The 12,352-nt window shown below is 62.7% G+C and carries 8 protein-coding genes; 5 read left to right on the forward strand and 3 right to left on the reverse strand.

The features are described 5' to 3' along the window. Nucleotides 1-25 precede the first annotated feature (25 nt). The 3 genes from Q1B16_RS11700 to Q1B16_RS11710 are packed head-to-tail and all read right to left on the reverse strand — an operon-like array spanning nt 26 to nt 3,740. Entirely contained in the window at nt 26-1,213 is a 1,188-nt protein-coding gene (locus tag Q1B16_RS11700) for an acetyl-CoA C-acetyltransferase (RefSeq protein WP_299788409.1), read from the reverse strand. Nucleotides 1,214-1,247: 34 nt separating this feature from the next. After that, the gene (gene fabI, locus Q1B16_RS11705; RefSeq protein ID WP_299788411.1) at nt 1,248-2,018 is read right to left on the reverse strand and encodes an enoyl-ACP reductase FabI; all 771 of its coding nucleotides are present in this window, start codon (nt 2,016-2,018) and stop codon (nt 1,248-1,250) included. Between the two features lie 6 nt (nt 2,019-2,024). After that, a complete protein-coding gene (locus Q1B16_RS11710) occupies nt 2,025-3,740 on the reverse strand; it encodes an alpha/beta fold hydrolase (RefSeq protein WP_299788974.1) in 1,716 nt (571 codons plus the stop codon). Between the two features lie 323 nt (nt 3,741-4,063). Here Q1B16_RS11710 and Q1B16_RS11715 point away from each other — a divergent pair, with 323 nt between their 5' ends. The 5 genes from Q1B16_RS11715 to Q1B16_RS11735 all read left to right on the forward strand — a co-directional run bounded on the left by Q1B16_RS11715 (nt 4,064) and on the right by Q1B16_RS11735 (nt 12,260). Continuing rightward, nucleotides 4,064-5,044 (forward strand): HlyD family efflux transporter periplasmic adaptor subunit, encoded by a 981-nt coding sequence (locus Q1B16_RS11715; RefSeq protein ID WP_299788414.1) that lies wholly within the window; start codon nt 4,064-4,066, stop codon nt 5,042-5,044. Then, nucleotides 5,041-7,773, forward strand: coding sequence for a ribosome-associated ATPase/putative transporter RbbA (rbbA, locus tag Q1B16_RS11720; RefSeq protein ID WP_299788417.1), 2,733 nt, complete (start codon nt 5,041-5,043; stop codon nt 7,771-7,773). The genes Q1B16_RS11715 and rbbA overlap by 4 nt, the downstream gene beginning before the upstream one ends. Before the next feature lies 1 nt (nt 7,774). Next, on the forward strand, nt 7,775-8,902 hold the full coding sequence (locus Q1B16_RS11725; RefSeq protein WP_299788420.1) for an ABC transporter permease: 1,128 nt from the start codon (nt 7,775-7,777) through the stop codon (nt 8,900-8,902). A gap of 108 nt (nt 8,903-9,010) precedes the next feature. Then, on the forward strand, nt 9,011-10,393 hold the full coding sequence (locus Q1B16_RS11730; protein ID WP_299788424.1) for a glutamate decarboxylase: 1,383 nt from the start codon (nt 9,011-9,013) through the stop codon (nt 10,391-10,393). Next, nucleotides 10,386-12,260, forward strand: coding sequence for a transporter (locus Q1B16_RS11735; RefSeq protein ID WP_299788427.1), 1,875 nt, complete (start codon nt 10,386-10,388; stop codon nt 12,258-12,260). Before Q1B16_RS11730 ends, Q1B16_RS11735 begins: the two co-directional genes overlap by 8 nt. Nucleotides 12,261-12,352 lie beyond the last annotated feature (92 nt).

The following is a 12,352-nucleotide window of genomic DNA, read 5'->3' on the forward strand; positions in this document are numbered from 1 at the left end:
CCGGAACAAAAATGCAAAAAAGTGGTCAGTCAAGCGTTTCCAATGCGAGAGCGATCCCCTGGCCACCACCGATGCAAAGCGTGACCAGACCGCGCTTGATACCGTCGCGCTTCATGGCGTGAATGAGGCGGGTTGTCAGGATCGCGCCCGTCGCCCCGATCGGATGGCCATGAGCGATGGCGCCGCCTTCCACGTTTACCACATCCTCCGACAGACCCAGTTCGCGCGTTACGGCGATGGCGATGGCGGCAAAGGCCTCGTTGATTTCCACCCGCTCCAGATCGGCGACGCTCCAGCCCGCGCGCTCCAGCGCCTGATGCACTGCCGGAACCGGGCCGAGGCCGAACATGCCGGGCTCGACCGCCCCGACGCCATAGGACACGAGGCGAACCAGCGGCTCGGCCCCATGCGTCTCGGCCCAGGCACGGTCGGCCACCAACATCGCCGCACCGGCGCTGTTCAGGCCCGGCGCATTGCCTGCGGTGATGGTGCCGTCTTTGCGGAAGGCGGGGCGCAGCTTGGCAAGGGACTCCGCCGTGGTGTCGGGGCGGTTGTGTTCGTCCTTGACGAATTCCGTGGTGCCCTTGCGGGACTTGATCTCGAACGGAGCGATCTCGGTCTCGAACAGGCCCGCCGCTTGCGCCTTCGCAAAGCGTTCCTGCGAGCGGAGCGCCCAGCGATCCTGATCCTCGCGGGTGATGTGGAATTTCTCTACCAGATCCTCGGTATGCCAACCGGAATGCTGGCCCGAAAATGCGTCGTTGAGCCCGTCGCGCAGCATGCTGTCCTGGATTTCGGCACTGCCCATGCGGTAGCCCCAGCGCCCACTGCCCAGCAGGTACGGGGCCTGGTCCATGTTCTCCATGCCGCCTGCCACAGCGCTGGCAATGTTGCCCAGCCAGACCTCTTGCGCGGCCGACGCGATGGCTTGCGCCCCCGACCCGCACACCCGGTTGACGGTCATCGCGGGTACCTCGACCGACAGACCCGCTCCGATTGCCGCCTGCCGGGCGGGGTTCATCCCGGCACCGGCCTGCACGACCTGGCCCATCACGACGCCCTCGATGTCGGCATCTGCGACACCCGCGCGATCCAGACTGGCCTTGATGGCCGCCGCGCCAAGATCGGTTGCCGGGCTGTCCTTGAGAGTGCCGCCATAGGTTCCGATGGCGGTGCGCACCGGGGCGCAGAGAACGACGTCTGATTTTTTCATGGGGGGTGGTCCTTTCAGGTCTTGAATGTCTGTCTCACGCGATCACGTGATAGCCGCCGTCGACATGGGTGATTTCGCCTGTCACCTTGGCCGAGAGATCACTGAAGAGGGCGGTGGCCGCATGTCCGATGTCGTCGAGCGTCACGAGGCTGCGTTCCGGCGCCCGTCTGCGGGCGTCGTCGATCAGTGCATCGAAATGCGCGATGCCCGACCCTGCGCGCGTCTGAACCGGACCGGGAGAGAGGGCGTTCACCCGGATCTGTTGCGGGCCAAGTTCGGCGGCGAGGTAGCGGACCGTGCCCTCGAGCGCGGATTTGACCGGACCCATGATGTTGTAATTGTCCACGACCTTTTCCGCGCCGTAGTAGCTCATCGTCAGGATGCTGCCGCCGTTCTGCATCAAGGGCACGGCGGCCCGGGTCAGGCGAATGAGCGAATGAACCGAGATGTCCATGGCCCGCGCAAAGCCTTCTTTCGAGCATTGGCTGACAGGGCCATGGAGGTCGTCCTTCGGGCAGAAAGCGATTGAATGGAGCAGGAAATCCAGTTGGCCCCATTCGGCTTGAATGGCATCGAAGACGGCGGTCATTTCTCCGTCCTGCTCCACATCCAGTGGCAGAAAGATCGATGCCTCCAAACCTTCGGCGACGGGCGCGACATAGGGTTTCGATGTCGTGTTGGCGTAGGTGACGGCAAGCTCGGCACCGGCGGCGCGGAGAACCCGCGCGCAGCCCGCCGCGATGGAATGCTCGTTGGCGATCCCCACGACCAGGCCGCGTTTGCCCTTCAGAAGTGTCCCCGACATCTGCCGTCACTCTTGAAAAACGTAAGTGCCGGGCGCATCGCAGAGCGGCGGATAGCCGGTGTCCTTCGACCCCAGCGGCGGAGGCGGTACCGGATCGCCCGAGCGCGCGGCCAGCCAATCGGTCAAGGCGGGCCACCAGGACCCGTCTGTGACAGGCGTTTCCGCCATCCACCGATCCGGGCTGATATAGGGCGCATCTTCGGCGCGCGTCGCGATGCGGTAATGGCGATGCGGGTGGCCGGGTTCCGAAACGATGCCCGCATTATGCCCTCCGCTGGTCAGAACGAAGGTCACATCGGTGTCCGAGAGCAGATGGAACTTGTAGACCGAATGCCAAGGCGCAACATGGTCGCGTACTGTTCCGACACAGAACACCGGCGCGCGGATATCCGAGACGGTCACAGGCGCATCGCCGACCGTGTAGCGCCCTTCGGCAAGATCATTGTCGAGATAGAGTTTGCGCAGGTATTCAGAGTGCATTCGATAGGGCATGCGCGTGGCGTCTGCGTTCCACGCCATGAGGTCGATCATTGGCGTGCGTTCGCCCATCAAGTAATCGTGGATCATATATGACCAGATGAGGTCGTTCGACCGCAAAAGCTGAAACGTTCCGGCCATTTGGGTCGTGTCCAGATACCCCTGGTTCCACATCATGTCCTCGAGAAAGGTGAGCTGGCTGTCATTGATGAAGAGCTGCAACTCGCCCGCTTCCGTGAAGTCCGTCTGCGCGGCGAGAAGCGTCAGGGTCTTTAGACGCGCATCACCGTCGCGTGCCATGGCCGAAGCCGCGATGGACAGCAGCGTGCCGCCAAGGCAGTAGCCGATGCCGTGCATCTTGTCGCTCGCGGCGATGGTCTGCGCGGCGTCGAGCGCCGCCATCACCCCCTGAGACAGGTAATCGTCCATGCCGAGATCGCGGTCCTCGGCATCGGGGTTTCTCCAGGAAACCATGAAGACGGTGAAGCCCTGATCGGTCAGGAAACGGACAAGCGAATTCTCCTCGCTCAGATCGAGAATGTAATATTTCATGATCCAGGCGGGCACGATCAGGATCGGCTCGGGCCGGACCGTGTCGGTCGTCGGCGCATATTGGATCAACTCGATCAGATGGTTGCGATAGACGACTTGTCCGGGGGAGGTGGCAAGGTTGCGCCCGACCTCGAACGCCTCGGCCCCTACGGGCTTTGCACCGTTGGTTGCGCGAAGGGCATCTTCCATGAAGTTCTGCCAACCGCGCACCAGATTCCATCCGCCTTCGCGCAGCGTCTTGTGCAGGACTTCCGGGTTGGTCGCGATGGAATTGGCCGGTGAAAACACGTCGAGCATCTGGCGCGCGGCGAATTCGACGACGTTTTCATGCTGTTTGGTCATTCCGTCGACCCCGGTCGTGGCATTGTGCCACCACTGCTGGTTTAGCAGAAAGCTCTGATGGATCACGTTCCAGGGCCATGTCTGCCACGCCTCGCCGCGAAAGCGTTTGTCCTGAGGCAAGGGGTCGATGCAGGTCTGCGGGGTCTCCGGATGAGCGGCGCAAAAGGCGGCGTATCTGGCCAGTTTGCCGGTCTTCTTCGCGGCCTTCTCGACCAGTTGCAGCTGCTTGCCCGGTGCTGTTGCGAGATGCAACGCCCAATCGGTGTAGGCCGCAGCCAACGCGATCGGCGAAAGACCCGCCGTGAACTTCGCAACCGCGGCTTTCAGCCCCTTGTCCAACGCCTCTTCCATGCTGGTATGCGCGTGCGGCAGCCGACCGATGTCCGAAACGGGAAGCGCTGCAGGCGATACGTGCTGCGCGACCTCGGGCAAAGCTGTTGCGACAGCCGGTCCTTCCTCGTGTTTTGCTGGGCGTGCCATGGGAATGTCCTTCTCTCGTTATTGAACCACGAGGTAAGTCCGCGTTCAGTCAATTGCTACCGCAGCGTCGCGTGCGGCGATTGACATTCGTCAATCTCCGGATCGGTGCGGATGGCACATGAAAGCCAAGCGAAAAGGCGCTCGGCTGATCGGTCGCCTGATGTCGAGGGCGCAAGAATGATGGGTAACGAACAATGAAGCAGATTTGGCCGATCCTCGTGATCGCTGTGTTGGGTGCAGCAGGGGCGGGCGCCTATTGGTGGCAAAATGCCGTGGCCTCGGCGCTGCCCGATGGGATCAGCGCGTCCAACGGCCGGATCGAAGCCGAGCGGATCGAAATCGCCACCCGCCTTGCTGGGCGTATTGCCGAAGTGCTTGTGGACGAAGGCGATTGGGTTGAAGCCGGGGATCTGATCGCCCGGATGGACACGCTTGAACTCGACGCCCAGTTGCACGCAGCTCAGGCCGCGGTGCGCCAGGCGGAGCAGCAGGAGCTTCAGGCAGAGGCCCTGTTGCGCCAGCGCCGGTCCGAGCTTGTGACTGCGCAGGCCGAATTCGACCGGGTGGCCAAATTGTCCGATGACGGGTTCTTCAGTGAGGCGCAGGCGGATGCGCAACGCACCGTTCTGGAGACAGCACAGGCGGCGGTTGCGGCGGCGGAAGCGGGCATTTCCCTCGCCGAAGCGACGATTGCGGCCGCCGAGGCATCGGTCGAAAGACTCCAATCCTTGATCGACGACGCCAGCCTGACCGCGCCGCGGGCCGGACGTGTGCAATACGTCCTGGCGCAGGAAGGCGAGGTTCTGGGGGCAGGCGGGCGCGTGGTGACGCTCACCGACCTGTCGGACATGTATATGTCTATTTTCCTGTCCACGGGGGACGCGGCAAGGCTGGCCATCGGTGACGAGGCCCGGATCATTCTGGATGCTATCCCCGACTATGTGATCCCGGCCACCGTGACGTTTGTTGCGAGCACGGCGCAATTCACGCCGCGCTCTGTCGAGACGGCGGATGAGCGCACGCAACTGATGTTCCGGGTCAACCTGACGATCGCCCCGGAGATTTTGGCGGAATATCAGGACCGCGCACGCGCAGGCGTTCCCGGGATGGGCTATGTCCGTGTAGATCAAAGCATCGAGTGGCCCGACGATCTTGCCGTCAACCTGCCGCAATGACATCTTCTGTCGTTTCCTTATCCGGCGTCACTCATCGCTACGGCGAGATCGCGGCGCTGGAAAACGTTAGCCTCGATGTGCCCGCCGGCTGCATGGCCGGTCTGATCGGGCCGGACGGCGTAGGCAAATCGACATTGCTGGCGCTCTCGGCCGGGGTTCGGCGGTTTCAGACCGGGGATCTGCAGGTCTTGGGCGGCGACATCCGTTCGCCGCACCATCGCAAGGCCTGCACGCACCGCATCGCCTACATGCCGCAGGGGCTGGGGCGAAACCTCTATCCGACGCTGACGGTCGCCGAGAACCTCGATTTCTTCGGCAGGCTCTTTGCGCAGCCCGCCGCTGAACGCCGGGCCCGCATCGCGGATCTGTTGCAGGCGACGGGCCTTGACCCATTTCCCGACCGTCCGGCGGGCAAGCTTTCCGGGGGCATGAAGCAGAAACTGTCGCTCTGCTCTGCGCTGATTCACGACCCCGATCTTCTGATCCTCGACGAGCCGACGACGGGGGTTGACCCTCTGTCGCGGCAGCAGTTCTGGGACCTGATCGACCGCATCCGTGAAGGCCGTCCCGACATGAGCGTGATCGTCGCGACCGCCTATATGGAAGAGGCCGAGCGGTTCGATTGGCTGGCGGCCATGTCGGATGGGCAGGTGATCGCGACCGGATCGCCGGCCGAGTTGCGCGAGCGGACCGGACAGGAGACCCTCGACGGGGCCTTCATCGCCATGCTGCCCGAAGCCGCCCGGGCCGGTCACGAAGAGGTGCGCGTTCCCCCCTTCGCGCCCACCAGCGACGGCCCGGCGGTCGAAGCAAAGGCGCTGACGCGGAAGTTCGGCGATTTCACCGCCGTCGACAACGTCGATTTCAAGATCGCGAAGGGTGAGATTTTCGGCTTTCTGGGCTCCAATGGCTGCGGCAAGACGACGACGATGAAGATGTTGACTGGCCTGCTGCCCGCGAGCAGCGGCGAGGCGCTTTTGTTCGGTGAGCCCTTGGACGCAGGCGATATGGCGACCCGCCAGCGCGTTGGGTACATGTCGCAGTCCTTCTCGCTCTATAGCGAGTTGACCGTGCGCCAGAACCTTGACCTGCATGCAGATTTGTATCGATTGCCCAAGGAAACGCGGGCAGGTCGGGTGGCGGAGATGCTGGAGACGTTCGAACTGGTCGAGGAGGCGGATGAGCGGCCGGAGTCTTTGCCGCTGGGGCTGCGGCAGCGCCTGCAATTGGCCGTCGCGGTGATCCACAGCCCCGAGGTGCTGATCTTGGATGAACCGACATCGGGGGTCGATCCCGTTGCGCGCGATGCCTTCTGGCGGCTTCTGGTCGGGCTGTCTCGTGAACAGGGCGTCACGATCTTTGTTTCGACCCATTTCATGAACGAGGCCGAACGCTGCGACCGGATTTCGCTGATGCATGCGGGGCGTGTTTTGGCGATCGGCAAGCCGGACGAGATCGTTGCCGCAAAAGGCGCGACCAGCCTGAACGACGCCTTCATCAGCTACCTTCGTGAGGCGGATGCGGACGGGGACGCACCGCTCGGGGAGACGGCGCAACCTGTCGGGGCCGTTCCCGCGCACCGGGCCGACAGCCGTGACCGCCTGTTCGACCCCGCCCGAATGTGGGCCTTCGCCCGGCGCGAGACGACGGAAATCCTGCGCGACCCGCTGCGGCTCGCTTTTGCCTTGCTCGGGCCGGTGATCCTGATGTTGACCTTCGGCTACGGCATCTCATTTGATGTGGAAGACCTGCCATATGCCGTGGCCGATCAGGACCAAACAGCCGAAAGTCGAGAGCTTTTGCGGGCCTTTTCAGGATCGCGGTTTTTCGAAGAGCAATCCCCCGCCGCCGACACCGAGGATCTGGACGCCCGCCTTCGTGCGGGCGAGATCGCCATCGCCATCGAGATCCCGTCGGGTTTCGGGCGCGCGTTGCTGAAAGGTGAGACCCCGGAGGTCCGCGTCGCGCTCGACGCCGCCATGCCCTTCCGCGCCGAAACCGCGCGGGGTTATCTACAGGGATTGGCCTTGTCCTACATGGAAAGCCAAGTCGAGCAGACCTACGGCGAGGTCGTCGATACCTCCGGTGCCGGGATCGAAACGCGCTACCGCTACAACCAATCCTTTCAAAGCGTGAACGCCATGGTGCCCTCGGTCATCATGATGATGTTGGTGCTGATCCCGTCGATGATGGCCGCGATGGGGGTGGTGCGAGAAAAGGAAACCGGGGCGATTGCCAATTTCCGTTCCACCCCGGTGACGCGGGGCGAGTTTCTGCTGGGTAAGCAACTTCCCTATGTCGTCATTGCGCTCATCAGCTTCGTGACGCTTCTGGCGATGTCTTATCTGGTGTTCGACGTTCCGATCAAAGGCTCTGTCGCGGCGTTGTTCCTCGGCACGTTCATCTACATTCTTGCGACGACAGGCTTCGGTGTCCTCGTCTCCACCTTCACCAAGACACAGGTCGCCGCGACCTTCGCGACCGCCGTCATCGCCATCATCCCGGCGGTCAACTTCTCGGGGTTGCTCGTTCCGGTCTCGTCGCTGTCCGGCGGCGCACGCCTGTTTGGCCTTGGCTTCCCGGCGGCGTGGTACCAGCAGATCAGCATCGGCACCTTTACCAAAGGGCTGGGCTTTGCCGAGCTTTGGGTGAACCACGTCGCCCTGGCCGTCTTCGCGGTCCTGTTTGTGGCGGCGTCCATCCTGCTGCTCAAGAAACAAGAGGCGTAAGGTGACACGCTGGCTCTTCAATATCTGGCTGCTGGGGGTGAAGGAGTTGCGCAGCCTGCTGGCCGACCCGATCCTGCTCTTGCTGGTGGCCTATATGTTCAGTGTCGCGATCTATGCCGTGGCAACTGGCGCGCGGACTGAAGTGCGCAACGCCGCCGTGGCTTATGTGGATCTCGATCAATCCGGTCTGACCGGGCGGATTGTCGAAGCCATCCTGCCGCCCGAGTTCGAAGCCCCACAAGGGATCGATCTCTCAGAGCTGGAGCAGGTGATGGACAGCGGCGATTTCGTCTTTGTCCTGTCCTTTCCACCACGGTTCGAGGCCGATGTTATCGACGGAAATTACCCGTCCGTGCAGCTGAACGTCGATGCGACGGCGATGACGCAGGCGGGGAATGGCGCAATTTATCTTCAGGAAATCATCACCGCCGAAGTGACCCGTTTCATCACCGGCGATGATACTGCCAGCAGCCTTCCGATCGATCTGGTGGTCACGGCGCATTTCAACCCGAACCTGCAATCCATCTGGTTCACATCTGTCATGCAGATCATCAACAACGTCACCATTCTGGCCGTCCTGCTGACGGGCGCGGCCCTGATCCGCGAACGCGAGCACGGCACGATCGAGCATCTTCTGGTCATGCCTGTGAATGCCTCCGAGATCATGCTGGCGAAGATTTGGGCCAATGGCCTCGTGATCGTCATCGGTGCGGTCTTGTCGCTCTGGCTCGTGGTGCAGGGGGTCCTTCAGGTGCCGGTGGCCGGGTCCATCCCGCTCTTCGTGGCGGGAACGGTGCTCTATCTGGTTGCGGTCACGGGACTTGGCATTCTGCTGGCCACCTTCACGACGTCGATGCCGCAATTCGGTCTGCTGGTCATCCCGGTTCTCGTGATCATGAATCTGTTGTCGGGCTCCACGACACCGATGGAGAGCATTCCGGTCTGGTTGCAGACCATCATGCAGGCCTCGCCCTCGACCCATTTTGTCGCCTTTGCACAAGCGATACTCTACCGCGGCGCGGGGTTGGAGACGGTTTGGACGGATATGGTGGTTATGGCGTCGCTGAGCGCTTTTTTCTTCGCAGTTTCGCTCCTGCGGTTCCGTCAGACGATGGCGACGAGCCAATAACCTTCCCGATATGTCCTTCGGATTGATGATCGTCAAACCCGCACGCGCGGGGTGCGGCAGGTCTGGTCCAAGTGCCGACCAAACTGATGATCAGAAAAGGACACGCCCATGCCCATCCACACAGTGACGGATCACGCGCATTCCGACATCGAGGATATCTACTCCACCAGATCGTCCGAACGCAGCCTGCCGAAGTACCGGATGCCCGACGGGCTGACCGAACCGCACGCGGCCTACGCGCTGGTGCGCGACGAACTGCTTCTGGACGGCAACGCGCGCCAGAACCTCGCGACCTTCTGCACCACATGGGTCGAGGACGAGGTCAAACAGCTCATGACTGACGCTGTCGACAAGAACATGATCGACAAGGACGAGTACCCCCAGACCGCCGAGATCGAGAGCCGCTGCGTCCATATCCTCGCCGATCTGTGGCACGCCGAGAAATCGTGGGACACAATCGGCTGTTCGACCACCGGGTCGAGCGAGGCCGCCATGCTGGGTGGGCTGGCGCTCAAGTGGAAATGGCGCGCCCGGCGCGAGGCCGAGGGCGAGGACACGAGCAAGCCCAACATCGTGACCGGCCCGGTTCAGATCTGCTGGAAGAAATTTGCGCGTTACTTCGATGTCGAAATTCGCGAAGTACCCTTGAAAGGTGACGCGCTCGGTCTTCAACCGGACGACCTGCGCGACTACTGCGACGAGAACACCATCGGCGTGGTGGCAACGCTGGGTGTCACTTTCACAGGCATCTACGAACCGGTAGAGGCGCTGGCCCGCGAGCTTGACGCGATGCAACGCGATCTGGGGCTGGATATTCCGATCCATGTGGACGCGGCCTCGGGTGGATTCATCGCGCCTTTCATCCAGCGCGATCTGGTCTGGGATTTCCAGATCGAGCGGGTGCGGTCGATCAATGCGTCCGGGCATAAATACGGACTTGCCCCCTTGGGCGTCGGTTGGGTGGTCTGGGCCTCCAAGGACGATCTGCCCGACGATCTGGTTTTCTATGTCGACTACCTCGGCGGCAATATGCCCACCTTCGCGCTCAACTTCTCGCGCCCGGGCGGCGAGATCATCGCGCAATACTACAATTTCCTGCGGCTGGGGCGCGAAGGCTATACCGCGATCCAGCAGAGTTGCTCGGATACGGCGCAATGGCTCGGCGCCGAGCTGGCGAAGCTCGGACCGTTCGACATGGTCTATGACGGCCATGGCGGCCTGCCCGCCGTTGCCTACAAGCTGACAGACGGCGATCACGGCTTCACGCTCTATGACCTGTCCGAACGGGTGCGGATGCGCGGCTGGCAGATCGCCTCCTACCCGCTGCCTGCGGACCGGGAAAAGACCGTGGTTCAGCGTATCCTGATTCGCCATGGCGTCAGCCGCGATCTGGCCGCGCTGTTGCTGGAAGACATCAAACGCGCGCTGGAACATCTGTCGCAAAACCCGGTCCCGAATTCGACCGCCGGGCCGGGGTTTCATCATGGCTGACCGATTGAAGTATCGTCTGGCAGCTTTTGTGCCGGTCTCGCTTTTGGCCAAGCCGGCCTTTGCGCAGGAGGGGGCGGTTGCCGAAGCGGAACGGGTCATCGGACAGGTCTTTGACCGTGTCGAGCCGGTGACGGAAGAAGGCCTTCACGGCTTCTTCCAACTGCTCGGCAATCAGCCGATCGCTTTCATCCTGCTGGCGCTGGCCCTTGGGACGCTGATCGGCAAGGCCAGCGTCAAGGGCATCTCCCTCGGCTCCACGGCGGGCACGCTTCTGGTGGGGGTAATCCTGTCGATGATCGCCGAGGCCGCGTTCGACATCACCTATTCGATCCCTGGCATCCTGTCGTCCTTCATGCTGCTTTTGTTCATGTATGCGCTTGGGCTGAAGGTCGGGCCACAATTCTTTTCCGGACTGCGCAAGGGCGGTCTGGCCTTCGTCGGGATCGGCCTCACGGTCTGGATCCTGAACTGGGTGATCTGCTATTTCGGCGCGGCGTTGGCGGGGCTGGACCCGGGTTACGCGACCGGCCTCATCTCGGGCAGTTACACGATCACCGCGATCCTCGGCGTCGGGCAAAGCGCGCTGGACAGTGGCGCCTATCTCCCGCCCGACGGGATCAGCGCGGAGGAGGTGGGTGCCAACATGGCCGCCGCCTATGCGATCAGCTACGTGCTTTCCAGCGTCGGGATCATCCTGCTGATCCGCTACCTGCCGCGCATCTTCGGGCATGATGCGGCCGCCGACGCCAAGCTGGCCGAGGCGGAATATAGTGGCGGCGCCACCGATCCCGTGCCCGGCGCGCCCGGGGCGCTGACCATGGGCTTTTCCCCCTACGATCTGCGCGCCTTCACCGTGACCCACAAGGGCTTCATAGGTCGCAGTGTCGCGCAATTGGCATCGGACTTCCCCAAGGCTCCCATCCTGCGGGTCGTGCGGGATGGCGCAGTTCTGGACCCCGCCGATAATCCCACAATCGCGTCAGGCGACATCGTCACCGTACGCGCAAACGTGCATGATTTGATCCTCGAAGAGGGCGAGCTGATCGGACCGGAATCCGACGATATCCTCGCGCGAAACATCCCGATGGAGGTGGCCGACATCCATGTCGGATCCCATGCGGTCAGCGGGAAATCGTTGACGGAGCTGGAACGCGAAGGCCATGGCGGTGTGGAGGTACAGGCGCATTTTCGCGCGGGCAACGAACTGCCGCTCGGGCCGCAGAGCGACGTGCGCTTCGGCGATGTGCTGCGCCTGACGGGCCCTGATGCCGCGCTCAAGGCGGCGGCGCACCAGCTTGGCGGGCGGGCGATCCTGCCCTCGTTCAAGTCCGAGGTGCTTTACCTCGCGCTGGCCATGCTGGTGGGTTACCTCGTCGGTATCGTCACGGTGACGATCTCCGGCATCCCTTTCGCGCTCGGCACATCCGCGGGCTGCATCCTTGCGGGCGTCGCGGTCAGTTATGTCCGCAGCCGCAACCCCGAGTTCGGCGGCCCGGTGCATGAAGGCGCGCGCAGTTTCCTGCAAGATTTCGGCCTGAACACGTTTGTGGCCGTGCTGTCGGCGAATGTCGGACCCAAAGTCATCTCGGCCTTGGGGGGTGACACGATCCTCTGGCTGGCGCTGATCGGAACGGCCGGTGCGCTTATCCCGCCCCTGATCGCCTTCTGGGTCGGGATCAAGGTCTTTGGCCTGAATTCCGTCATCGCCGATGGGGCCACGACCGGCGGGCGCAACAGCACACCGGGCCTGAACGCGATCATCGAGGAATCCGGCAGCTCCGTCGCGGCCGTGCCGTACCCGGTGAGCTATGCGCTCACGACTGTTCTTGCGCTGATCGGCGGGTATTTCTCGATGATCCTGTCGTGACGCGCAGCTTTCCAGAGGCGGACAGGACCACCGCAAGTCTGGAAATTGACGAACATCAAACCTGCAACATCCAGTCCTGTCACTTCTAACGT

Source organism: uncultured Marivita sp. (assembly GCF_947488135.1).
Classification (GTDB): Bacteria; Pseudomonadota; Alphaproteobacteria; order Rhodobacterales; family Rhodobacteraceae; genus Marivita.

Coding starts and splice junctions, on each gene's coding strand:
- Q1B16_RS11700 (WP_299788409.1), bottom strand. CDS start 1,213: ATGAAAAAATCAGACGTCGTTCTCTGCGCCCCGGTGCGCACCGCCATC.
- fabI (WP_299788411.1), bottom strand. CDS start 2,018: ATGTCGGGGACACTTCTGAAGGGCAAACGCGGCCTGGTCGTGGGGATC.
- Q1B16_RS11710 (WP_299788974.1), bottom strand. CDS start 3,740: ATGGAAGAGGCGTTGGACAAGGGGCTGAAAGCCGCGGTTGCGAAGTTC.
- Q1B16_RS11715 (WP_299788414.1), top strand. CDS start 4,064: ATGAAGCAGATTTGGCCGATCCTCGTGATCGCTGTGTTGGGTGCAGCA.
- rbbA (WP_299788417.1), top strand. CDS start 5,041: ATGACATCTTCTGTCGTTTCCTTATCCGGCGTCACTCATCGCTACGGC.
- Q1B16_RS11730 (WP_299788424.1), top strand. CDS start 9,011: ATGCCCATCCACACAGTGACGGATCACGCGCATTCCGACATCGAGGAT.
- Q1B16_RS11735 (WP_299788427.1), top strand. CDS start 10,386: ATGGCTGACCGATTGAAGTATCGTCTGGCAGCTTTTGTGCCGGTCTCG.